Origin of the sequence: Intestinimonas sp. (assembly GCF_026169115.1) — a bacterium.
Lineage (GTDB): Bacteria > Bacillota > Clostridia > Oscillospirales > Oscillospiraceae > Intestinimonas.
Genome location: NZ_JAPFEA010000081.1, coordinates 1 through 24,393, shown reverse-complemented (window position 1 = coordinate 24,393; position 24,393 = coordinate 1). Strand labels below are relative to the sequence as shown.

At 50.2% G+C, this 24,393-nt stretch carries 19 protein-coding genes and 1 pseudogene; 8 read left to right on the top strand and 12 right to left on the bottom strand.

Annotation, left to right across the window (positions count from 1 at the left end):
* Both Q0Y09_RS07480 and Q0Y09_RS07475 read left to right on the top strand, forming a co-directional pair.
* Nucleotides 1-1,364, top strand: a 1,364-nt coding sequence (locus Q0Y09_RS07480; protein WP_297719903.1) for a DNA methylase, incomplete at its 5' end; no start/stop codon positions are given.
* A gap of 23 nt (nucleotides 1,365-1,387) precedes the next feature.
* On the top strand, nucleotides 1,388-1,804 hold the full coding sequence (locus Q0Y09_RS07475) for a hypothetical protein (protein ID WP_297719901.1): 417 nt from the start codon (nucleotides 1,388-1,390) through the stop codon (nucleotides 1,802-1,804).
* Nucleotides 1,805-1,911: 107 nt separating this feature from the next.
* Here the strand turns inward: Q0Y09_RS07475 and Q0Y09_RS07470 are convergent, their stop codons facing one another.
* Nucleotides 1,912-2,139 (bottom strand): hypothetical protein, encoded by a 228-nt coding sequence (locus tag Q0Y09_RS07470; RefSeq protein ID WP_297719899.1) that lies wholly within the window; start codon nucleotides 2,137-2,139, stop codon nucleotides 1,912-1,914.
* 319 nt (nucleotides 2,140-2,458) lie between these two features.
* Here Q0Y09_RS07470 and Q0Y09_RS07465 point away from each other — a divergent pair, with 319 nt between their 5' ends.
* Complete coding sequence (locus Q0Y09_RS07465; RefSeq protein ID WP_297719897.1) at nucleotides 2,459-2,809, top strand: helix-turn-helix domain-containing protein; 351 nt, start codon at nucleotides 2,459-2,461, stop codon at nucleotides 2,807-2,809.
* A gap of 125 nt (nucleotides 2,810-2,934) precedes the next feature.
* Here Q0Y09_RS07465 and Q0Y09_RS07460 read toward each other — a convergent pair whose 3' ends face one another.
* Nucleotides 2,935-3,240 carry a helix-turn-helix transcriptional regulator gene (locus Q0Y09_RS07460; protein WP_297719895.1) on the bottom strand — a complete coding sequence of 102 codons (306 nt, stop codon included), beginning with the start codon at nucleotides 3,238-3,240 and terminating at the stop codon, nucleotides 2,935-2,937.
* Between the two features lie 116 nt (nucleotides 3,241-3,356).
* Here Q0Y09_RS07460 and Q0Y09_RS07455 point away from each other — a divergent pair, with 116 nt between their 5' ends.
* The 4 genes from Q0Y09_RS07455 to Q0Y09_RS07440 all read left to right on the top strand — a co-directional run bounded on the left by Q0Y09_RS07455 (nucleotide 3,357) and on the right by Q0Y09_RS07440 (nucleotide 6,258).
* The gene (locus Q0Y09_RS07455) at nucleotides 3,357-4,280 is read left to right on the top strand and encodes a hypothetical protein (protein WP_297719893.1); all 924 of its coding nucleotides are present in this window, start codon (nucleotides 3,357-3,359) and stop codon (nucleotides 4,278-4,280) included.
* A gap of 188 nt (nucleotides 4,281-4,468) precedes the next feature.
* Entirely contained in the window at nucleotides 4,469-5,173 is a 705-nt protein-coding gene (locus tag Q0Y09_RS07450; protein ID WP_297719891.1) for an MBL fold metallo-hydrolase, read from the top strand.
* 12 nt (nucleotides 5,174-5,185) lie between these two features.
* Complete coding sequence (locus Q0Y09_RS07445; RefSeq protein ID WP_297719888.1) at nucleotides 5,186-5,569, top strand: cytidine deaminase; 384 nt, start codon at nucleotides 5,186-5,188, stop codon at nucleotides 5,567-5,569.
* Complete coding sequence (locus Q0Y09_RS07440) at nucleotides 5,560-6,258, top strand: MBL fold metallo-hydrolase (RefSeq protein ID WP_297719885.1); 699 nt, start codon at nucleotides 5,560-5,562, stop codon at nucleotides 6,256-6,258. Before Q0Y09_RS07445 ends, Q0Y09_RS07440 begins: the two co-directional genes overlap by 10 nt.
* A gap of 209 nt (nucleotides 6,259-6,467) precedes the next feature.
* On the opposite strand, the gene Q0Y09_RS07435 is transcribed toward Q0Y09_RS07440, so the two are convergent.
* The 9 genes and pseudogenes from Q0Y09_RS07435 to Q0Y09_RS07395 all read right to left on the bottom strand — a co-directional run bounded on the left by Q0Y09_RS07435 (nucleotide 6,468) and on the right by Q0Y09_RS07395 (nucleotide 23,259).
* Entirely contained in the window at nucleotides 6,468-9,407 is a 2,940-nt protein-coding gene (locus Q0Y09_RS07435; protein ID WP_297719882.1) for a hypothetical protein, read from the bottom strand.
* A 42-nt stretch (nucleotides 9,408-9,449) separates the two neighbouring features.
* The gene (gene brxL, locus Q0Y09_RS07430) at nucleotides 9,450-11,519 is read right to left on the bottom strand and encodes a protease Lon-related BREX system protein BrxL (RefSeq protein WP_297719879.1); all 2,070 of its coding nucleotides are present in this window, start codon (nucleotides 11,517-11,519) and stop codon (nucleotides 9,450-9,452) included.
* 10 nt (nucleotides 11,520-11,529) lie between these two features.
* Complete coding sequence (gene pglZ / locus Q0Y09_RS07425) at nucleotides 11,530-14,115, bottom strand: BREX-1 system phosphatase PglZ type A (protein ID WP_297719876.1); 2,586 nt, start codon at nucleotides 14,113-14,115, stop codon at nucleotides 11,530-11,532.
* Nucleotides 14,116-14,129: 14 nt separating this feature from the next.
* Nucleotides 14,130-15,023 (bottom strand): annotated as a pseudogene (locus Q0Y09_RS07420) (hypothetical protein); the annotation flags it as partial.
* A 47-nt stretch (nucleotides 15,024-15,070) separates the two neighbouring features.
* Nucleotides 15,071-15,898 (bottom strand): hypothetical protein, encoded by an 828-nt coding sequence (locus tag Q0Y09_RS07415; protein WP_297719874.1) that lies wholly within the window; start codon nucleotides 15,896-15,898, stop codon nucleotides 15,071-15,073.
* Between the two features lie 9 nt (nucleotides 15,899-15,907).
* Nucleotides 15,908-18,460, bottom strand: a complete 2,553-nt coding sequence (gene pglX / locus Q0Y09_RS07410) for a BREX-1 system adenine-specific DNA-methyltransferase PglX (RefSeq protein WP_297719871.1) — start codon at nucleotides 18,458-18,460, stop codon at nucleotides 15,908-15,910.
* A gap of 15 nt (nucleotides 18,461-18,475) precedes the next feature.
* Complete coding sequence (gene brxC, locus Q0Y09_RS07405) at nucleotides 18,476-22,015, bottom strand: BREX system P-loop protein BrxC (RefSeq protein WP_317380520.1); 3,540 nt, start codon at nucleotides 22,013-22,015, stop codon at nucleotides 18,476-18,478.
* A 30-nt stretch (nucleotides 22,016-22,045) separates the two neighbouring features.
* On the bottom strand, nucleotides 22,046-22,603 hold the full coding sequence (locus tag Q0Y09_RS07400; protein ID WP_297719865.1) for a DUF1788 domain-containing protein: 558 nt from the start codon (nucleotides 22,601-22,603) through the stop codon (nucleotides 22,046-22,048).
* A gap of 11 nt (nucleotides 22,604-22,614) precedes the next feature.
* Complete coding sequence (locus Q0Y09_RS07395) at nucleotides 22,615-23,259, bottom strand: DUF1819 family protein (protein WP_297719862.1); 645 nt, start codon at nucleotides 23,257-23,259, stop codon at nucleotides 22,615-22,617.
* Nucleotides 23,260-23,586: 327 nt separating this feature from the next.
* On the opposite strand from Q0Y09_RS07395, the gene Q0Y09_RS07390 reads away from it, so the two are divergent.
* Nucleotides 23,587-23,928, top strand: a complete 342-nt coding sequence (locus Q0Y09_RS07390) for a helix-turn-helix transcriptional regulator (RefSeq protein WP_297719859.1) — start codon at nucleotides 23,587-23,589, stop codon at nucleotides 23,926-23,928.
* 134 nt (nucleotides 23,929-24,062) lie between these two features.
* Here Q0Y09_RS07390 and Q0Y09_RS07385 read toward each other — a convergent pair whose 3' ends face one another.
* Nucleotides 24,063-24,317, bottom strand: coding sequence for a helix-turn-helix domain-containing protein (locus tag Q0Y09_RS07385; protein ID WP_297719854.1), 255 nt, complete (start codon nucleotides 24,315-24,317; stop codon nucleotides 24,063-24,065).
* Between the last annotated feature and the right edge of the window lie 76 nt (nucleotides 24,318-24,393).

The window sequence follows — 24,393 nt, the reverse complement described above, 5'->3', positions numbered from 1 at the left end:
CTCCATCTCTTAAATCCTACGGCATTTCGGGACGCGCAAGATTATTCGAAGTCGTACAACAAGTGCGCGAAGCAAACAGAGGTCGTCTATATGATGCGCCTGGGCATTGCTTCACTGGAAGATCCTGTTTTCTCTCTGAGCTAAAGGCTGATCCATCACTGGAGATCGATTACCTGATTGCGCCCCCACGGATGGCGTACTACATGGAATATAGTACGCGAATCTACGAGATTTACCTCAAATATATTGCACCAGAGGATATCATCGTTTACTCCATCGATGAGGTGTTCATGGATGTAACAAATTATCTGGATACCTATCGTTTATCTCCTCGTGATCTGGCTATGAAAATGATTCTGGATGTACTAGAGACGACAGGGATCACTGCCACCGCTGGCATTGGCACCAACTTATTTCTCTGTAAGGTTGCTATGGATATCGTAGCAAAACATATCCCCGCGGATAAGAATGGTGTTCGAATCGCAGAACTGGATGAGATGAGCTTCCGGCGCCAGCTCTGGACCCACCAACCAATCACCGATTTTTGGCATGTCGGGCGTGGATATGCAAAAAAACTTGAAGAGTATGGAATGTTTACTATGGGGGATGTAGCAAAGTGTTCCCATGAAAACGAAGACCTACTCTATCGACTTTTCGGGAAAAATGCAGAGCTCCTGATCGATCATGCATGGGGCTGGGAACCCTGCACAGTAGAGGCGGTCAAGGCTTATAGGCCCAGTGAAAACAGTTTGGGCTCTGGGCAGGTGCTTCACTGCCCATATACTGCTGATAAAGCACGGCTGGTTCTGAGGGAAATGGCAGAGTCGCTGGCCCTGGATCTCGTCAGCAAGGGCCTCGTTGCTGATCAGGTGGTTGTCACAGTAGGCTATGACATAGAAAATCTCACAGATCCTGAGCGGGCCTCCCGTTACAATGGCCCAGTTGTCAGTGATCATTATGGAAGAAGAATTCCTAAGCACGCACATGGAACAGAGCGGCTCGAAACTCACACATCTTCCACAAAGAAGGTCATGGGTGCTGCTATGGCATTGTTTGATCGGCTCGTAGACCCCAATCTCCTGATCCGACGCCTCAACATCGTTGCCGGCCATGTCATACCAGAGGATGATGCAAAAAAGCATGATTCAGGCTTCGAGCAACTCGACCTATTCGGTGACTATACTGCACAGAGGGTCAAACAAGAGCAGGAAGAAGCAGAACTGGCCCGCGAGCGTAAAATGCAGGAGACCATGCTTGCCATCAAGCGGAAATACGGCAAGAATGCCATACTGAAGGGCATGAACTTGGAGGAAGGTGCGACCGCTAAAGATCGCAACGACCAGATTGGTGGTCATAGAGCTTAAGGCCGCGATGGAGGAAATAGATCATGTATGAAGACATCATCCATTTACCGCATCATGTCTCAGAGCGGCATCCCAGAATGTCTATGATGGACCGTGCGGCTCAGTTTTCCCCATTTGCTGCCCTGACTGGTTATGATGCTGCCATCAAGGAAACTGCCAGGCTTACAGATAGAAAAATTGAACTGACCGAGGAAATGCAGGCTCGGCTGAACGATAGAATGAACTGGCTCCAAGAAGAACTTCAAAATTACCCTCCGGTCGAAATCACCTACTTTATTCCGGACGATTATAAAGAAGGCGGACGCTACCATACATTGCAAGGACAAATTAAACGAATTGATAATGTGGAGCATATGCTCCGTCTATGTGATGGGGCATGTATTCACTTTGAAGACATTCTTGATATCAGCAGTGAACTTTTCAAGACGAGATCACCTTGATAGAAACCTGTCGAGCCTTCCGTCTAGTGTTGTAGCCAATAGTCGGCATCAATAAATATTGGTACAGAATATGTTCCTTTGGGGGAAATTCATTCCCCTAGATCGTCTCAAACACTCTCCAGAACTTGGAGCACTTTCCCAAAGTCCTCCTGTACCGTTTTATTAGCGTTCACGCGGTCATCCCAAACAAGGCGTTCCTCACTGATTTGGCAAATATACTGGCCGTTTCGTTCAACATTCCAAAAACCAGATTTTGATGATATGGATAGGGAGAAGTTCTGTTGCTGGAGCAACTCCATAATTTGCGCAAAACGGTTATTGAATACCTGTTCCATAGCGTTCGCCTCCACAAAATGTTACCCTATCATACCATAAAAGGTTAGAAAAGTAAGAGATAGCCTAGAGCTCATACTGCTACTGCGTTGTTCAGCCAGTGGTAATTTCTATGGTCCAAAGGAAGGTAAGAATGGCAAGAATGACAGATACCATGCGATGCATCCATATTCATTTACCTTAAGATTTATATATAACTTTTTCTTTATCATAAATCTGCCTGTTAGTTAGATGGTCTGCCTTTTGGTGGATTTATCAAAAGGTTAGTCCAGTATATACTCCTATAAGATGGATACTCTATCTGATAGGAGGCGCAGCGATATGGTCGAATATGATGCGAAAAAAATTGGAATGCAGATTCAGACCGCGCGCAAGAAGCGTCACCTATCACAGGCGGATTTAGCCCAGATGGTTGATTTGACCCCCAAGTACCTAAGTATGATTGAATGTGGTGCAAAGAATCCCAAGCTTGAAACGTTAATCAGTATTGCAAATGCTCTGGGGACGGATGCAAACTCCCTTCTTGCGGATGTGCTGGAAGTTTCGTGCCCTGGAGAATCCGCTTTCTTTGCTGAGGTAAGTGATAAATACCAGGAACTCAGCAAGCGCCAACAGGAAAAAGTGCTGCGCTTGATGAATGCGTTGATTACAGAAGAACTCCACGAGAACTGAGCAATTATGATGAGAGCCCTGTGCCGAGATGACTGGCACAGGGCTCTTTTTTATTCTTTCTCAAACTCTGTCTTGAAGTTGGACTATATAACTAATAGAATGATAGTGAAACTTCCAGTTCCACTCTACATTTTATCAATGAGAGCGAAAACTACCTCTTGCTGCTCAGGTGTGAGTCGGGTCCAACGCTCCAACAACTTCTGTTGATCGGCTGTTAAAGCAACAGGTTCATTTCCCTCTGCAAAAAGTTGAGAGAGTGTGATTCCAAAAGCCGCGCATACCTTCTCTAGGGATGGCACGGTGGGGATCATACCCTTCCGAAACCACGAAGAGATTGTAGACTGTGGTAAACCGGAGCGCTCAGCCAGCTGATATTCAGTCCAGTTTCGCTGTTCTCTCAGTTCGGTGATTGCTGTAAGAATATCCTTCATGCCTGGCACTCCCTATAGTTGCGTTTAACATAAATTATACTTTGATTCATCGTTGCTCTTTAATCACTTATTTCGTATAATTTTAACGATAAACACAAGCGAAGGAGGACCAGCAGATGCCAAGTATCTGGCGGCTGGTTATGGTTGCTATGATAGAAAGAGATAATACTACTTGGCCCGAGGGCTTGCCCAAAGAGTTAGAGGATTTTTTCTATGAGGTAAAATTCGTTGAAGTTGAAGCACCTGGTGTTTATAGCATCATAGTGAGGATGCACCCAGATCGATTGCTCACAGACGAATTTTATGTTGTGGATCGCTCGTCTACAATCATTTCTGATGCAGCAAAGAAATACGGTGATGCACTGCCTGAAATTCCACAGTTCCTGCTATTTCCCTATGACAAGAAGGATGGCGGATTTCCAATCATAGCGTATGAACTTGCGTGCTATCGTGTAACGAACGGTGAAAAGTTGGAGCACATGGGAGACCTTCACAATATGGCCTTCTATGGAATGGAGCAGTATCCGCACTATTTTGGATACTATCCGGCTCCCACAATGACACCCAAAGGGTATATGACTCGGTATCAAACCATTGATAATGGGATATTCCTGTTGGAAACCGACCAGGGCAACAGGCTTATGGCGGTTTGCTACCCCATTTGGGAGTCTGACCTATCCGATGCACTGACGGCGGCTGGCCTCCAAACAGATTATGATATAGCACATAACATTAGCGAAACACTCGGATACCTGTTCTTCGAAGAGCCGTACTTCTGCCTCGTTATCTTTGAACTTGTCTATCTCAGAGAGGAGTGGGTGAAGTCCGGAATGGTTGATCTCGCTGCCCTTATGAATGCAATTTGGCGTGATCAGCCAGGCTACGCTGCTGCACATAATTTGAGTGAGCAGAGCGGCCTTCATGATGCTTTGGGCGTTCTATTAAATATCCTTGGAACGGAAGTCGAACTCAGCAGTTCCACAGATCGGATGATTGCCATCACACCCAATGCCGGTTGTGACTACCTCCACCTCCCTTGATTTAGTCCTGATAAAGGGACAGTATGGTCTAGAAAGGTAAGATCATGAAAGAACAATAGGTAGAATGAAAAGAATTTTTCTTGCAAATTATGTGATGATAAAGGAACGATAAATACCAGTTTGACAATTTTATGATATAATCATCCAAACGAACTAAGCGGATAATAGAACTTGAAGAGGAGATTATCATGAGTAGAAGGTTTGAAATACTTGATCTTAGCTATGATTTTGGCGGCATGGAGCAGCATCTGTTCCCAGTCGTCCTGTTTGGGCAGGAAGAGGTCGTTCTGGTCGATTGCGGGTATCCCGGCTCACTGGAACTTTTGGAAGCACAGCTTCGCATTCATAACATTCAGCCGGAGGCCCTGACGAGGCTGGTTTTGACCCATCAGGATGACGACCACATGGGGGCTGCCGCAGAACTGAAGGAAGCCTATCCCTCCATTAAGATCAGCGCTTCCCATGCCGAAGCCCCTTATATTTCTGGTGCATGCAAAAACCTTAGGCTTCAGCAGGGCGAAGCTCTTCAGGATAAGCTTCCAGAAGAGCAAAAGGCCTTTGGTCAGCAGTTTTGCGACCGATACAGGCATCTGAGGCTCGTGCTGGTCGATGCACCGCTGTTCCCCGGGGAACAGTTTGATTGGGGTGGCGGCTGCGAGATCTTAGAAACGGCTGGGCATACACCGGGACACATATCCATCCGCGCAGCGGATAATGCGTATATGATCACCGGGGATGCCGCGGTCATCGAAGGGGAGAAACTGGCTATTGCAAACCCAGAGTATTGTCTTGATCCAGCAGCGGCAGAACAGTCCCTCAACCAGCTGCTCCAATATAACAGCTGCCAATACATCTGCTATCACGGCGGCGTTTTGAAAAATAGCTTAGAATAAATCGGGGGTATTATGAACGATTTATATACGATTGCACGGAACACCATTAAACCTATGAAGTTAAAGAAAAACGGTGAAGCCGGCCATGTGGCTTGCGCTTTGGAAACGGCAAGCGGGGCGGTCTTTACCGGTATTTGTATCGACGTGCCCTGCTCCATCGGCCTGTGCGCGGAGCAGGCCGCCATTGCCGAGATGCTCAAGCACGGCGAGACCCAGATCCGAAAGATCGTCGCCGTCTATGAGGACGGCAGTATCCTGCCGCCCTGCGGGCGGTGCCGGGAGCTGATCTCCCAGGTCGACGCCCGCAACGGGGAGACCATCATCCTGGTGGCCGATGGGAAAGCGGTCACGCTGAACGAATTGTTGCCGGAAAGGTGGGACCGGAAATGGGACTGATCCAACTGACAGAGCGCATCTGCTATCTGCCCCACGACCCGGAGGTGGACCGGCCCATGCTGGCCTATGTCCGGGGAGACAAATTGACGCTGGCCATCGACGCCGGATACTCCGCAGGGCACGTGGGGGACTTTTATGCGGCGCTGGAGGAAGGGGGCCTTACCCGCCCCACGTTCACCGCCATCACCCACTGGCACTATGACCACACCTTTGGGATGCACGCGTTGGAGAGCATCAGCATTGCCCACAGGCGGACCAACCAGTTTTTGGCCCAGCAGCGGGAGCTGGCGAAGGACCCTGCCTATCTCCGCGGCCTGAAGCAGGAGGACGTCCACTTCCGCCGGGAGTATGGGGAGCAGGAGCAGGTGACGGTGGTCCTCGCCGATATGGAGTTTGAGCAGGAACTGACCCTGGACTTAGGCGGCGTCACGGCCCGCCTGTTCCACACGGCGGCCCCCCATTCCGAGGACACGGTCTGCGTCCACATCCCCCAGGAGGGGGTGTTGTTTCTGGGGGACTCCACCAGCGAGGATTTCTTTTGCGGCGGCTATATGGACCAGGACAAGCTGGGGAGGCTGATGGACATGATCCGGGGGACCGACTGCCGGTTCTGCATCCTCAGTCACTGTGAGCCGCTGGAAAAGGAGGACCTGCTCGCCTATCTGGATACAGTGAAGGAGCAGATTTGAAGTTACTCTCTGCCAAAGGTCTAAAAAAGTGTTGCCACCCTTTCTCATAATCAAAGTAGAAAGGGGGGATTTTTCATGCCTCAGTAGAAACCTATCAAGAACATATCCGCTGAATTAGTCTAGATTGTCTAGACAAAAAGGGGCACCTATAATAGATAGGTGCCCCATTTTGTATTTGTGTTGTAGGTGATATGCAAATAAGTGAAGGTTTACCAACCTTCTTCCCATTCATCGATGGCCTCGTCCAGATCTGAATAGGTTCCGTCTTCCTCATAGAGATCTTCAGGGGAGCCATAGTCATCTCGCAGGCTGTGACCACTGCCTGGGCCGGTATCCCCAGAGTACTCATCATCTGCGATACCAGAATTGAAGGTCTGGGGACGGAAGGGACCCAACTTCACCTGTAGCTTGTCACCATTCCAGGCAGAATCTCCATACCGATTGATTTGAAATACTTTTCCGCTCCGACACTCCGCTTCAAATACTATATTACCGCTGGTGTCATACCATGCATAGACATTCCATGTATCTCGATAATACTTCCCGGCAGCGTCCTGCTTGTAGTCGCTGCTCGTTCCGGAATATCCGGCTTTTCCCAACTGTCGGGTCGTATGGATATCTGTCTCAGGCATACCGACATAGGGAAGCCCGGTCGCTTTCAGTGCTGCGATTCGTGCTTCCTCTGCCTTTCGAGCTTCCTCTGCACGGCGAGCCCGTTCGGCCTCCTCAGCTTTTTCACGGGCGGTGGCCTCCGTAATCAAGTTCGCGACTTCTGAGCGAAGAACGGGAATTTCCTCTGCAAAGGGGCCGACATAATCTGCTGGGATCTGATCCAGTAGCCCCATGATACTGCTTAACTGTGCTGATGTCTTACTGAGTGGGACTCTCGAACCGGCCTGCGCATAACACAGTAATTCGTTGGCATATGGGGATTTAGATACCTGTCGCAGATATTCCTGCGCTTGGTCAAACTGCTTTTCCTGCAAATGGGAAAGGGCAGTCTGATAAAGTTGATCGTGATACTGCTGGGCGATGATATCATATTTCGCTTGTATGGTTGACCTCAATGTCTCGTTGCTGTTGCTGAGAATATTCTGAATGCCGTCTAACGCGGTTTTGTAATTTTTCTCCGTCCCGCTTTGAGCCAGTTCGCACAACTCCATATAGCGAACTAACTGCTTTTGAGACCGGAAGAATGAAGGGACCTCCTCCAACTCTTTGGTGGCTTCAGAAAGATTGTCATCCAAAATGGATTGCTCGGCCTGACGGTAGTGGAGATTCCATCCATGGTAAGCAAACGCACCACCTGCCACGGCAATGAACATTGCCAGTCCCGCAAAAACGAACTTCCAAGGTAATTTTCGTTTTTGAGGGGCAACGGTATCAATGTCGGGGAGGGAGACTTCTATTCCCGACTTATCTTGGACTGCCTCTTCCAAAGCAGGAGATGGTTTCTCTTGAATTGATTCCGAAGTAGAGGAAAATATTGCTGACACAGGAATTGGATTCTCCTCCAGCACAAATCCTGACTCCAGAACAACTTCTGGATCTGATATAGTTTCCTTTCCTGAAGCATTATCTGATTTCAGCGTTACTTCGGGTTTCTGTACAGATGTGAAATTTGCTTCTGAGGCAATGGTAGAAACTACAGCTGTGGTCCTGTCTATTTTTCCCTCCGGCGCAGGCAGTGACTCTACGATACGTAGTACTGGTTTGGTCTGCTCTGGAGGCCAGGGAGCCACCAGTCGAGTACAATCTGTTATGGACCCGACCTGTCCGCGCCTGGGCTGATTCTCCTTTCCGAAGGGGACTTCTACCCAGTCTCCAACCTTCAAAGGCAAATCTCCAGTCAGGTAGGAGTAGACCCGCCGGACACCTTGTATCCTAACAGTACAGTAATGGAATACAGTCCCATCATCAGGAATATCCCCTACGGAGGGAATATGAATGGACTGGGATGGGCCTTGTGGCTTGGGAGGCCTTACATAAGGTGTCAGCGCCTTCTTCAGCCGCTGCTCCCATGCACCATTGAGATATGGATTTTTCAGCACCAGTTCAAGGCAGTGCTGGCCCAATTCGATCCGATTGAAGTTTCGGCAAACAGTCAGAAGATCTCGCTGTAAGTTCCCCACATCGGCACTTTGAAACATCTGCTCGACGAACGTCTCATCTTCCAGAGCTGTCAAAAAAGACTCAGCAACCTGGGAAGAGGGAAAATCCAGTACGCTCCAATCGTAAAGTAACCGTTTTGCTGTTTCGGGATCAGCATACAGGCGAGAGGAAGCGGTGTCCAGCAAAGTGCGCCACATTCGAATTGCCTTGGATGCATCCCGCTCAAATACATCATCTAAGATATCATCCCAACAGTGGTCATCCAACTCTTCAAGGGTATAGTTCGTCATTTCTTCCGGAAATTCTGTTACCAAAATATCTCGACAGATATCCTCGTTGTCCAGAAATTCCCCTTGTGCCAAAAGCTGTTTTGCCCGTGCCACATCAGGATGAAGCAGCACGTTCTCCTGCCAGTGGAGGTAAAACGCGTCATTCAGCACAAATCTACGCTCCTGCGCGGTTGCAAGTTCTTCTCCGCTGATAGCGCCGAAATAGGAATAGGCGGAGGAGAGTTCGTGTAGGAGATCAAAAAGCCCATCCGGTTCGCCGTTATGATATTGGTCTGATGTAAGATAGGAAATGAGTTCTTTCCAAAACTTTCCGCAGGATTGCTCCGAAAGTTCAGCTTCTTGCTGATACAGAAGGTAGCTCTGGATTGTTTGTACTATAAAACTTGCCGGAGCATCCAATCTCAAATCAAGTGTTTCTTTCAGAAAATGTTCCAGTTCCTGTAATTTTTTGTGTTCCGAAGGGAGGCTATGATGCTGGATGCCAGCAGAAATCTCATGCAGCAATACCTTACCTAACAATGGGAGCAGTATGTCATCCCTTCCGGGAGCCAATATCTCCAGTGCAGATTTCATATTTCCCCAGGTTTCCGGCAGGTCTACATGATAAACGATGGAGAATGAGAGAGTCATCTCGATTTTTTCTGGTTCAGCGGAACGTTTCAACCTGCCACTGTCACCGCACCAGCCGCACTCCCACCAATCCCCACGAATCATCACCGGGCCACTTCCACACCATGGACAACGCATCACATACCCCCTCCTCACACTTAGAAATAAATATACTGGAGTTTACTCAACCCCCAGCGCCTTGAACACAGCATCCTCAGCACTCTGATAAAAAATCAGATTGAAGCAGCCAATCAGATCAGCCGGAACCGCCCCCAGATCTACCGCCGAGGTGATTGGCAGCAGGACCTTTTTCGCGCCACTGTCCACGCAGACCTGAAGGGTATTCGCCAACTCATCTACCTTGAGCATCGTGCCTGCAATGCTGATCTCGCCCAGAACCGCCAGGCTGCTCATCGTCGGCTTGCCAAGGGCAATGGAGCACAGCGCAATCAGGGTAGGCAGCGCCAGCTTTTCTGTCATACCAAGCCCCTGCAGGTCCTGATAGTTGATAATGTAATCCTTGGTTGTCGTGCTGATAGAACTGCTGATCCGGTTTCCATTTGCTTTCAGATAGCTGAGTGCAGTATTCGCAGCTTCCTTACATTTTCCATCGGAACCAAGCCCGGTCCGCTCAAACTTACCACTGCCGGGAAGCATCTGGGACTCCAGACGGAACACTCCAATCATACCGCCTTTCCCTTGTGAAACGGTATAGACCTGGCCCGGATTGCACATCCCCTCTGGGATCAGCTTTCCGCCACCCTGCTCCGGGACGGAAACGAACTGTTCCTCAAAGGTGTCGTTGTCGATGAAGGAGAAGTTGACATCGTAGAACTCCATACCGCCTAGCTTTTTGAGTTGCTCCTTGACTCGGCGGCGCATCTCCAGCGCGAACTTCAGGATTTCTTCCAGCTGCTCCTTTGTGAACACACCGTCCGGGTACAGCAGCTTTATCATGCCGCCTACGATCTTACGGACAGCTATGGTATCGCGCTGGTTAAGGTTTTTGCCAAGGCGGAAATATCGGTCCAGTGCGTCGCCATACTGCTCTTTGCGAAGCTCCCGAATAAATTCTGCCAGATAGTCGGTAATGAAACCGTAGTCATTGGTGAAGTGCTCCGGCCGGAACTTCGGGATCTCCCAGCCGGGGATGTAGCAGTGCATCCGGTCAAGGAACGCGGTATCCGTCCCCATCTCAGGCGGGAACGGGTCGAACAGATTGGAGGTTTTCAGCACCACATCCACGCTCTGATTGATGTTACCAACAAAGACCATGGAGGCGGATGCGGCTTTCTCCTCCTTGCCGCGGGCGAAGGAGCCGGACGCCATATAGTCCTTCATAATTTGGATGCCGTCTTTGTCCTTGAAATTGATCCCCGCGACCTCATCGAAGGCGACACAGTCCCACAGGCCCACCAACCCTACGGTCTTCCGGCCCATATTATAAAACAGGTTGGCCACCGTGGTCTGACCTCCAGAAACCAGAATGCTGTTGGGCGAGATCTCCTTGTAGATGTGAGACTTTCCTGTACTTCTCGGCCCCAACTCGCAGAGATTGAAGTTGTTTTCCACCAGGGGAAGCATACGGGCCAGCAGCAGCCAGCGCTCCCGCTCGTTCAGGCTGTCCGGCTCATAGCCACAGGAGCGGAGCATGATCTCCACCCACTCCTCCTGGGTGAAGTGCTTCCGGGCATTTTTCAATTCTCCTATGTCTACATGGGGCATCTGAATAGGAGTCAGTTTCCGGATGTGGATCGGAGAGGCATTTTTCTCCTCCTCCATAAACTCGTATTCAAGCTGTACGATACACCAGATACCGCCGCAGAGCAATCGGTCGAACTTGGCAGGATAGTCCTCTGAGATCGGGATGTTCTTGATACCAAGGTTAGAAAACTCCGCCTCATAGGTATCCTTCTTCATATTGAGATTGACCGTAATCTTGTCAATGACCGTGTGTAGCCCACGTTGCCGAAGCATGGAGAGGATTTTCTGGGCCTCATCCGGGCGGACGTAGTTATCCGCCAAAATCCGCTTGACATTTTCAACACCGCTCTCCACTACCTCCGGGTCATCTGAGCTGCAATACTGGCCCAGCAGGAACTCCAGAACATAGACCGGCACATTGGCTCCCTCTTTGATTTTCTTCGTCAGGTCTTTGCGGACGATTTTTCCGTCAAAGAACTGACGAAGCTTTTGGTCAATTACGGCATTTTTATCAACGGACTCCCCGTCGATTATTTGCTTGTCCATCTTCCTCACCTCAAAGGTCAAAGCCAAAATCATCAGCAAAAGCGATATCGATGTGGAACTCGATCTCCTCCACCTCAATATCGTTTGCGATCACCAGACGGTAGACCTTCTTTTTATCGTATACCCCAGCCTTCAGGTTGAACCTGACGCGGAAGATCCGGTCTGCGGCATTGTCGCTGCTCTTATCCGCAATGATTGTTTGCCGATCGCTGACCGCCACGCCCTCGTCATCGGTCATGTAAATCGAATATGTACAGGGTTGGATCTTATCTCCGACCGGCTGCCGCTGGTGGAATTCCAGCGAGAAGATCAGGTTGGATATCTTCCGGCTCTCGCTGAGCAGCTTCAGCTCCGCGTTTTTGACCTCGACATAGTTCTTGTTGGTCGCACGCAGGTTTTTGAAGGCGATGACCGGCACCACCAGCTCCTGCAGGCTGATGCCGCCGTGGACATAGTTCTCTCCGCCGCCCTGGACCTTCATGCGGATCGTATCCTTGGGGGCATAGCCCTTGATGACTGCTCCATCCAGTTCATGCTCCAAGTGGACCGGCAGCAGAAAATCGGCAGTCGTCTCCGGCTCCGTCAGCGCATAGCGCCGTCCCAGCTCCAGAACACCGCCCGAAAATGCCTTGCGGTCAATCTTATTGCTTTCGTCCAGCGGCTGATAGGTATAGAGGAACCCATGATCCGCCGTGATAAAAACATTCGTGCCACTCAGTTCGTTGACGATAATGCGGAGGATGTTGGACAGCTCCTGGATCGCCGTTTCACAGGCTTCAAACACCTTAGATTCCGTAGGGGCCTTGTCTCCAATGGCGTCAATGGCATTGTGATAGATGTAGATGACCTCTTTCCCGGCGACCAGCTCCCGGCGCGCATCCTTTTTCATATTCAGAAGGTCGTTGTACTGGATGGCAACGCTATTCTTCGTAGCGGTGTTCAATATGACGCTGCGATCCGCCGTTGAACGGGTCTGCTTCCCATCCACCAGGACAGCCATATCCTCATCCACAGAAATGCTTTTCCCCGGAAGGAGCGCTGCCATGCCGAACTTGGTGATGGAGGGGAAGACGGCCTGCATCGTCCCCAAGTCCACGGTGCCCTTTGTGGTGCGCACGATGCGCTCGGACAGTTCCGCCGCCACCTCATACCGCAGCGCATCCGAGATGACCACGAACACGCGACCGTTTTTGCCATTCCCAGACGAAACCTTTCTCCGGTAAAAATCCCGCTGCTTTTCGATCTCAGAGACATAGCCAAGAGCCGCAAGATCCTCCGCCGCCGCATTGGTCCAGCAGGCGGTCAGTTCCCGCAGGAACCAATTCTGATAGAGGGACTCCACGAATTCGGTGGAGTGTTTCAGGCCGTCCTCCAAGGCATCGTTGGAGTTTCTGAGAGAGTTCCCAAATGCATAATGGAAATGCCGGTAATAGCCGTCCATCCGGTACAGTTCACCGGTATAGAGCGCCCAGATCTTTTTCGGCTCAACGATATGGAACCCGCCACCGTGCTCCTGGTAGAAGGTCTGCATCTTGCCGATGAAGAACAGGCAATCATAATAGTCCGAAAACCGTTCATACCACCCGGCAGTCCGGCGGTTCTCGCAGACCTTCATGATCAGCTCTACTTTCACTACATGGTCGGCGATTTCCCGGAAAAACTGCTTCAGAATGCTCTCGTTGATGCAGGGGAAAATGTCCCCGGTGAGCAGCGTCTCCGGCTCAAACTTATCAAAGCGGGCCGGGAGCTGCAGCTCGTTTTCCACTGTGCGGCAGAGATCATACAGGGCTTCGCTGTTCTCTCCGGCCCGCCACTCGTGGACGAGACTATAACAGTACGCCTTATTGGTCTCTGAGATGAACCGCTCCAATCCTTTGAGGACAGAGGGATTCATGGTCTGAGAGAGGGCGGTCAGCAGCACATGGGCGGCAAAACAGCCCAGAGGCTTGTCCTCCTCCTCGATGTAGCCGGTATACTTCCGCACCAACTGCCAAAAGGCCCCGATGCTGCCAAACTTGCAGATATTCTGCAAAACGCCGTTGTTTTCCTTATCCAGCCCAGCAGAGAGGACCGCGATGATCACGTCCTGGGCTGTGCCCTCGCTCAACCCAGCCAGAACTGTCATGATGTCGATGTGGAGTTGGAGGGGCGTCTGGTAGTCACGTCCAATCCTGCGGAGCTTCTGACGGCGTTCCTTGCTCTCCAGGAATTTTGCGTAGAGCTTGACCGTTTTCCGCATGGGGGCCGAGGGTTCGATGTTCAGTTCCTCCATCTGCATGGAGATGAAGTCTGCCCGGAACACCTCGCTGTAATACTCGATGTCCTGGAGCCAGTCCTCCTGCTCGTCTGCGTATGGAATCGGACAGTAGATAAGGTAGTTGCTGTCCAGATCGTCGTGGAGCAGCAGCTTTTTTACGGCGAAATTGTTGCTCCCAGTCAGCTTGACGATCTTGACGCCGTCCAGCGCCAGCTCGTCAATGTCCTGCTCAAACTCCCGGTCCTCGTCCTTCCAAAAGACGATACGGCGGCGGTAGAACTCCGGCAAGGGGGCTGCAAAGCGCTCCGTCAGATTAAATTGTATGCGCTCGTTTGGCATGGTGCGTGTCTCCCTTACTTGATCTTGGCCAGGACTTCGGCAAAGAGGGCGTAGTTGTGCTTGACACCGTCGTCCAGATCGATCTCGATGTTCTGGTCGGCCAGGTGGTGGATCTTCTCCTCGTACTTTTGCAGCTCCGCCGCCTGATCCTGGAACTTCTTTTGCAGCTTGTTCAGCTTCACCCGCTCGGAGGCGGCAGCGTGGTCGATGGCGTCGCTCAGCTGGGCAAGCTGGGTACGGTAGCGCTCCTGCTGCTCATGGACATAGTCGGTGCGCAGACGGGCCAGCAGATCCCGCTGGTAGCGGTGCATATAGATGAGGGCCTTGAAGCCGTTCTTCTTGCCGCTGTCAAAGAGCCAGTAGATGGGCCGCTTCTGATAGGTTTTCAGGTGGTCGGCGTAGAAATCGTTCAGGAAGTAGGCCCGGATCACCTCTCGAGGGGTGCCCTTGCCGCCCAGAGCGTCGGCCACGAATTTCAGGTTTTCCTCCAGCGTGTCCTCGCCGTAGACCTTGCGGACGAAGTCCACAAAGCGCCCCACGATGTCATCGTCGAAATACTCATCGTCGCAGATGGGGATGATGTTGTCGCTGTCCGGGAGGATGGTCTTGTACTTGTCGGCGTCCCACTCGCCGCCGGCGTAGGCCAGCCCCTCCACATCCAGGGAGTAGCGGCCAAACATACAGCCAACGGCGTAGGAGATGAGGGACACGATCTCATCCCGCATGGTGCGGACATAGTTGCTGCCTTTCATGGATTCGGGCACATCGTCCTTGCTGTCGAACACCCGGTGGACGGTCACATCCTTGTCGGCCACATCGGGGGTCAGCTCGTCCTGCAAGCCATAGATGTCGATGAAGATGCGGTTGAGTTCTTCTTCGTTGGCTTTGAGCTGCTGGAAGCGGGCCTCACATTCCGCTTGCCAGGCGGTAAATTTGTCGGAGATTAGTTGTCCCATCAATCACACCTCGGTTCTTTCAAATATACCTTTTTCTTTAGAACCTCTGCGTTCCCTTTTCTTTTGATTTCGCTTGTTTGAATATTCAATGGAATCTTTTTCTTTTCCAATTCCACTTCATATTCTTGTGTAGTTCCTGCTAAAGTTGTCATGCAATAACTAAGAATAATTTTTCCGTTTGTTATTTCTTCTGGAGTGTTTGATACATAATAAAGATAAAAGCGGACTGTATCCTTGTTTGCCAATATCACCGGATATTTATAGTTTATTTCACGATGCAGTACTTCCTCATCGCTTTTATTAAAAAAGCTGATTTGATTTAATTGAATCTCCTTACATCGGATTTCCCCAGTATATCTAAACTCAAAAATATATTGTCGTGGGATTACGCGATTTCCAAGAGGTGTATTCTTGTTTGCAACCAAAATAGCAGGCAAAAAAACACCTGTTTCCGGATCTGCGACAGAAAATTCTTTGTCCTCAACTTCATTCAAACTAATACTGCAATTAGATGCAGGAGCATAGGCGATGGGATCTTCGTTGAAATTTAATAACTCTAAGAAGGGAAATGCATGTTCTCTTTCAACTTCGGCGGTTCTTGCTTCGATTTTGTAAACTAGATAACTTAAAATTCCTGTAGCAATTGCAGCAAGTATTCCACCTAAATAAGTCAACACTTCTCCAGAAGAAAGGGTGTCAATAGCAGTAACTGTATTCCCGGGCTTTTGAAATAAATAATCAATCACTTTAATTAACAAAATCGCAAGTATAAGTGCCATAACTGCAAATAAGATGATTTTTAACCAACTCAGCTTATTTCTTTTCATGTACTCACCTCACACCAGCGGATTCCGCTTGAAATCCCACGAGGTTTCATAGGAATCCCAATCCAAACGGCTATTATCAATATTTTCTTGTGCTAGATTATCAATAGTTTCTGTCTGATTTGTATGTAGAACGGGTATATTGGCAATATCTCCGCACTGATAGTTAATCGTTGGAGCAATTACTTCTAATATTTTCATTACCACTTTCGAATTGCAAAGGGCTAAAAAGAACTTTAACTGTTCTGCATTAGAAAAACAGCTCATTCCAGCTACATCAAAGATTTGGCCAATAGGTTTATATCTGAAAGCCGCAACACTTGATGAAATCAAAGACCAGCTGAAACATTCTCTAAAATAGTAGGTTGGGTTCCGCAAAACAGCTCCCTTAAAGTTTTTAAGTTCAATGCCATCATGCGCCCAATTCACTAAAAATTCGTTATTGCCATACCACTTTCTAAATTCTCCGCCCTTGTTATACGGAAACCACTTTTCGCTTGCAGTGGCAGCTTCTTCATGGGAGCGAGTTTTGAAACTCGTTTTCTTAATGGACACTTCATGCCAGCGGCGTAGAAAGCGATTATTATCCGCAGTGGCAACACCCTGTTTTGCGTCAGCCAAGTCTCCAAGCAAGGTTCCCTGTTCAAATACCCTAAGAAATGCATCGCTAAGCCAATACGCCACCGGGGAGCCGGGGATTTTGGAGAAGTTGGACTGGTCGGCTTCGTAGAAATACCCACAATCTTTATTCTCCAGTGCCTCCAGTACCTTCTGCTTCTGAACCTCCATACCGCCCCTGAACTCAGACAGTTTGAAGTACAGGCCCTTATCGTTCGTCCTGCCGTTTTTCAGCCCAAAGGAGCAGATGGGCACGGTGGCCTCCTCAAAGGCGGAATATTCCATCTGAACCAGCGTGGTGATGCTCTTGTTCTGGATGATGAATTCCCGCAGTTTCTCATAGGTCTTGATAAACATCCAGACAAAGGGAGTCATATAGCCGCAGTAGCCGTCCTGTTCACAGAACATCAGGTTGCGGTAGGCAAAGACGCTGAACAGGTCGCCGGAATAGTCCTTATAGTCCCGCGTCACCGTCTTTTTCAGCGCACCCTCCATCTTGTTCAGATAGGGCGGATTCGTGCAGACGACGGGATACTTCCCAGACAAGACCTTTGCCTGCTGTGCCAGTGCTTTCAGCATGGGGCGGGTCTTAGTCAGCCATTCAGAGGCATTCAGATCAAGCTGACCCTCTTCGCCGCAGTTGTCCAGATATGCAATATAGCCGTCGTAGTCTCTGGGTTCTACGGTGAGGATGGAACCCAGCTCTTTGGCATCCTGAAATAAATCAACAAGATACCGGCTGATCTCATTCATCTGCTCGTCGGTGGTCAGATCATCGACCACGACAGGCCCCATTTCGTTGCTCTCCTGAATTGCAAACACATTGGGCACGATGCCGCGGCTGAGAAAACGGCGGTCGTAATTTCGCGCCTTCATCATCACCGCAAAGTAGGCAAGCTGGGAGGCACGGTCGTCAATGTCCAGACCGAAGAGGTTGTTCTGAACGATCTTGGAAGCGGCATCCCGCTCGGTATAGCCGCTCTCCTTGTAGATCTCCATCAAAACATCAAAGGCATAGACAAGGATGTGACCACTGCCCATACAGGGGTCCAGGAATTTGACATCCTCCGGCTTTACGAACTCGTCGATGTGCGAGATCTGCCCATCCTTCGTGGTCACAAGGAACTCCAGCTTTTCAGCCAACTTGCTCTCCGGGTGACGCTCGATCCAATAGCGGCCGAGAGAATTGTCCACCATGTAGCGAACGACCCAGTCTGTGGTGAACAGCTGAGTGGCGGCGGGGATGTCCTCTTTCTTGACCGTACCCTTATAGATGTTGATGACCTCGTTTTTCCGCTCGTCATTGTAATATTGATACAGCCAGCCAATGGTCTGAATAGCATCCTGCCAGTCCTCTGTCTCATCCGTTTCGTCAATCATCTTGGCAATAAAACCATCTCCAGACAGTCCGTTATTCGGGAAAAGAAGTTCTGTATAGTCTTGCTCACGCTGGCTGAACACAAAAATGTCCGGTAAAGCTGTTTTCAACTCTGCACATTGTGTCAGAAGCAGATAACGATAAAGCCCCTCTCTATCATTGCTTTCAATGTATTCTGCGACCTGCGCTTTATCCAAACCTTCCATCTCAAGATGAAGTACATCATTCAAGATCTCTGGCTTGAAGGCACCGCTGGCGTCCGTGAATACGCGGATGTGTGAAGGCAGATAGTTGTTGACCTCCATAAAGCGCAGAGCCACGATGCGGTTGAACCAGATATAGGTGACACGTTCGATAGTCTGCTGGTAGCCGTGTTCTTCAATTTCCTGGATCAGGGCTGCCCGCTGGGTCTTTTCGAGAGCGGACAGAATATGCCCATGGACCTCAACGGCATTGGGATCGCCGTGGTCATGCTCCTCCACACCAAACTGATAGGCCCGCTGGGCGATCTGATTGTAAAGGAGTTTATGTCCGTCTACGGCAAATTTCTGTATCTTTGCTTTACTCATGTTCTTTACGCTCCTTTAGTTGATCTGCACACCGTCGCAGTTTTCCAGCGTCTGGTACAGTTTGGTGCGGATGGACTCCACATACCTGTCGATGTCCTCCTTGTTTTGCAGGCGCTTGACCGAGCAGAGGTCATACCGGCGCACGGTCATGATTTTGGGCGGCTTGGGCGCGGGAGCACCAGGCTTGACGGTCGCTGTGGGCGTGGGCTCCTGCTCCTTCTGCTGGCGAGAGGCAGACATGACCTCCATACGGCGGCAAACATTGTCCTTATAGGTGAGGAGCTGAGTGGTCATGGCGTCCAGCTCTGTGAGGGAGGATGCGGTCTTTGCGGTATCCCGCTTATTTGCAAAGTGGTCATCCGCCTGCCGCAGCAGCGTTTCGGCATCCCGGGCCTCGCTGGCAAGCTGGTGGACATCCTGCATACACTGGCGGATGATCTCGGCCACATCATCCCGTTTTACATCCAGCAAACTATCATAGGCGGTCTTGACCTTCTGGAGCAGCTCCGGCAGTTCCCCAATCCGGGCGTAGGGCTTAGGCATGGCAAGGATAGTGGAGATGGTGGTGATGACCCCCAGCGTGTCGGCATCAGTGGCAAAATAGTCCCGCTCCTTGGAGATGTCGGCCAGACGCTGCCGGGCGTCGTCAAAGACCGCACGCTGGGCCTTGAAGAACATCTCCACGCCCTCCATATCCTCGGAGGAATCCAGTAGATCGTCCTGAAGCTGCACCATCCGCTTGAGCAAGGCCACATTGTCCTTGCGCTGGCTGAGGACATCGCTCATCAGGCCGTGGGCCGTGGTGACAGTTTCCTTTTCGGGGTAGCGTCCCTTGGCATAGTAGTCATCCAGGAGCTTCTGATAGTGGGCGCGCTTCGTCTCGAAAGTGTCCAGCACAAAACGGATCAGCCCATCCTCGTCAGAGGGGATGTCCATTGCGCCCAGGTAGTCCCGCAGGAAACTGACGCTCTTGCGGATCAGGTCCTCGGAGGGGGCGATGCGCCGAGTCACAAGGGCCTTGTCAATCTCCGTTCTCTTGCGCAGGAAGTCCACCAGCCGGCGTTCCTCTCTGCCCACGACTGCACCGCCATAGTTGATCTGGATCTTCTGCTGAACAATCAGGCGGGCGATCAGCGCAGCGATGTCGATCTCCTTCCAGCCATAGGGGATGGCGTGGTAACGGCGCTGCACATCGCCCATGGAGGTTTTGAGCATCTTCTGGTTCTGTAGCTCCAGCCACTGACTGATTTCATTGAGAGCGTCCTCGTTGTTGGCCCCCATACCAGTGAAGCCAACTTCTTCATAGGCCCCGTTGAGGATGGCGAGGATGTCGGCGTCGCTGTCTACAAACTGGTTTACCATGTTCAGCTTGGAATAGACGCTCTCCACCAGGCTCTTCATGGCGCTATCCAGCTTGTCCTTTGCAGAGCCGAATTTCTGGGTCAATACCTCACCGTGAACATAGACCTTGCCGTCCAAAATGGCCTTTTCAATTAGACTGCGGGCATGACTTTCCAGTTTCCGCGCTTCGTCATTGCGGTCCCGGATGATGCGCTGGATGCTCTCCGGCATCTGGGAAACATTCCGCTGCTTGACATACTTACGGATCTTCATGGCCTGCTCCAGTTCATCGAAGTAGGGCGTTTCAGACGAAAGCACCACGATGGCTTCGTTGTTGACCTGGGAGTCCATGACCAGCCGCTGCTCTCCGGCACCATAGAGGTCACTTGCCACCGTCACGATGCGCAGGCACATCCCACCGGTGGATGCGCCGTTCAGCGTCTCGTCCACATACTGGTCGTAATCAAAATCGTACTTACCGTATTTGTACTTCTTGGCCGGATATATCTCGCCGTAAACGGTCTGAGATATGCTCTGGACAATCTGGGCACTGTCCACTGGGGTGTTCTTGATGTCGATGGCTACATCCTGCTCCTCGTCGGTCAGGAAGGCGTAGGTATCACCGTTGCGGGAGATGTAGTTCTGGGAGAGAAGGCGCTCCAGAGAAGCGGTGATGGAGGCTCGAAGAGCGATCTTATCTGTGTGGATGTCGTCGATCATCAAAATGGCAATGTTTTCGATGTTGGCCTTCACATCCTCGATATAGCGGATCAGGTAGAGTAGCTTCAGGACATTCACATCCTGCTGCTCCAGGCCGTCATGGGCATCGGCTGCATTCTGGCAGCGGTCGATGACACGGCGGATGGCGCTTTCCAGGAAGGTATGTACCGTATCGTAGAACTGATAGAAGGGCACCAGAGCGTTCTCGTCCTTCTCCTCGATCTTCTGTGCCGCCTCCTGGAAGCCGGACAGCATGGAGCGTTCGCCGCCGGACAGATGCTTACCGGAGTTGCCATGCTTCCGGATCTCTGCCAGGACCTTTTGGATGATGATGAACTGGTAGGGTACAAAGGGGAAAGTCTCACTGAACTCTGTCGCGCTGGTGAAACCCTTGATGTCCAGAATGGGATTGTCAAAGGCAAACAAGCTCTTCAGCCCGGACGCTTCCTTTTCATATTCCATTTGCAGGAGGTGGTCGGCATCCTCATTCTTGGCCAGAACACGCTTTTTGATCACCTCGTCCACAGAGGAAGAGGAAAGGCTCAAGCGGGTATTGAAGCGGCCCTGAATCTTGGAAAAGTCATTGCCGGTGATTTTTACGACAGAGTCGATGGCTTCCTGGCTGGTGACCATAACCCAGACCTTGCCCCGGCACTTGTCGCCGATCTCTTCGACCAGAGATTGCAGATTCATCATGAGGTCGCCGTCATCTCCGATGTACTGGCCCACCTCGTCCACGCAAAACAGAAGACGGAAATCTCCATCTTTACTGTCCACATACTCTTTGATCTCTGACACCAACTGTTTGATGCTCATATCAGCGTTCTCTTCGCCGTTGAACCAGTTGCGCGCCGCAGTTTCGCTCATACCCAGGACGGACTGGAGCGCCTGGACCACATCATCTTCGAAGAACGCCGCAGAATCACGGGCATTGACCCACTCATCCCCGTTGACTTCCTTGAAAGCGGTGCGGAAGGCATCTGTTTTGCCCTGCTTGTCAATGAACCGCTCCAGCTTTGCGACTTTGAGATCTTCTCCATAAAAGCCGCAATGGTTATAAAACACCTTGGCAAACACGCGAAGGACAGCAGTCTTATCTTTATTGATAGGCCCCTCAATGTCGATATTGAACAGAATGGACTCCGTTGGGATACGGATGCACTTCTGCACGGTTGCATACATCATCGGGTCGTCGAACTTGTCTGCAAAGTAGTCAAAGGCACACTGCCCATCCACTTCCTTGTTTGAAAGCAGGTAGGAGAGCATCTTCAAAAAGTGAGACTTACCACTCCCGAAGAAGCCGGAGATCCAGACTCCGACTTTATCGGTTGGGTTATCAATAGTTTTCACATAATGATCAAAAAATGTTGCAAAATGGCGGCGCAACTCTTTGGTGATAATGTACTCGCTAAGTTCCTGCTTTAAGCTCTGCTTATCATCCTGAGACACTTTGACAACGCCGTTGATATCACGGTCGATATCCTTTTGGAACATAGATTGTATTTTCATGCCATCTTCCTCCACTCACAACAAATTAAACGCGCGGTAGTAATGTCCATCCAGAAACTTGCCAAACAACCCCAGATCCTGTCCGTTGAAGGAACCGGGATAAAACATCACGACTGGAATGTCTTCAAATAAGTGCTGCATACTATCCAGCATCTTATGGGATCGCATGAAGGGGTAAATCTTACCAATACCCGTGAGGAACAGAACATCGCCATATTCATGGGGTTCATACTTCATGTATTCCAGAAGAGCCTCTGGAGTTGAAATTTTCTGAAGCTGCTTTAGCAGATAGTCCCTTCCCCGCTTTTCTTCCAATCCCTCCACAGATTTCAAAACACGCTTGTCCTCCAACAGCTTCAAAAAAATCTCATAGAGATCACATTCCTTGATGTGGTAGGGAGTTCCGCTCTCTGCCTGTAAGCGGGTTATAAAGTCCCGAACGATGATCTCCTCCGCCGGGTCATAACAGAATACATGGATACCAACCTCATTGCTCAGGCCTTTGTTGGCAAGAAAATTCGGGTCAGAGATTCTATCCCGGATCTGATCTAATTCCTGCTTAATCTCACTCATGGCGGGTCCTCCTATGGAATGCAGTTGAACGCTGCGAGCGCTTCAAAGTCATGATTTCTACGAATTCCCTGCTCGAGCTCCTCGCTGATAAACAGCGGGTTCAGGCGCACTGCTCTGACCGTGTCGAGGATCTCAACCTCGACCAGCAGTTTTGTCAGCACCTGCTTGATCTTGTTGACCGTCGATTCACTCCAGCCAGCCACATCGTCGCTCTGCTCCTGCAAGCCAGAGAAGAATACATTCAAGTCCTTTCGGGAAAAGTCAAAATCCTGATTCCGGAACTTCTCCCCGATCACATTGACCATAAAGTCCCAAACAATCCGGTTATATCGCATCATGGCATAGAGATTGACCTGTTTTGCAATTTGGACAGGGGCCTCCGCGAGCTCCTGTCGAAGCTGCCCGTCGGCCAAAGCATCCATTCGGATATAGCAGCTCCGTACCATCCGCGCCACCAGTCGCTCCGTCGGGTACTGGAAGAGATTGTTCTCTCGGATCTCTTTGATGGCATCCTCCACGGAAGTACCAGCGAGATAATATTTGGATGCGATACGAATTTCATAGAATAAAAACTGCTCGGCAGTTATTTTTCCGTTGTATTTTCCTGGTGGATATATTTTCATCGGTTCCTCCATATGGTGCTTGCGTACTTCCATTTACATACGCTCACTATTTTGAGTCATATCCTTGAATTATTATCTGAGTCATGGATTGCACTTATAGTCTATTTATTTAAACCGAAACTCTTTGGCCGGCTTATGCATTGCGTGGCCTAATGGTAATTTATTTGGTTACAGAGGTCCTCGCCAACGTCCTGTTCTCTGTGACTTTCCATATTCCAATGGAAGAATGTGAGCATGACGATCCTGACAGAAAAATTATTCTGATATATGGCTTTAAAAGTCTATTGCACTTTTAGGTCATTATAACATAGAGAAATTGCACTTACAATACAAGGAAAAGCGATAGGAGTTCTTGGTTGTATGTTGGACTATAAGACGATCGGCGGAAAAATCAGAGTTATGCGCAAGGAGCGAAAAATGACCCAAGAGGAGCTGGCAGAATCAGTTGGTGTAGGCATTACTCATATCAGTCACATAGAAACCGGAAACAGCATACCAAGCCTTCAGGTCCTGGTCGGAATCATCAATACTCTGGGATGTTCCGCCGATGAACTGCTTTGTATCGATGTTAAGGAGGCACATGAAAATCGTCAAAACTGGTTGACTGACTTGGTCGCAGACTGTAGTCTGGATGAGATTAAAATTATTTCCGACACTCTGTTGTCGCTGAAGACTTCACTTCGTAGAGTGAAGTACTTTTGAAATAGTACATTGTACTGTTCTTTCTCTGTCCTAATCTCTATAGAGTGGGTCCTTCTTGTGGGGCCATTCTGGACCGGTCCCCGGTCCTAAAAATAAGCGGACGCTCCCCTTGGCGGGAGCGTCCGTTTTTATCGTCATAGGAGTCGATAGAGATTCGAGGTACATCCTCCGTTACTCCGCTGCCTGGGCAGTTTGGCAATCAGTTTTTCCCGGCATAGTTCAGCCAGCGCCCTCTTGACGGTAGAGCGAGATAAGCCCAGCTCCACCGCAATGGTATTGATCCCGGGCCAGCAGCTCCCGCTGCTGTCTGCCCGGTCCCTCAGATACATATAGACCGCTCTGGCCCGATGGCTCAGGTCAGAGCGGTAGATTTTCTCAAAATACCCCATGGTCACGCTCCTTCTCTGTATCCGTGCGCAGGTCAACCGGTTTCGGCTGCTCCGCATCGTTTTTATCATTCTGCGG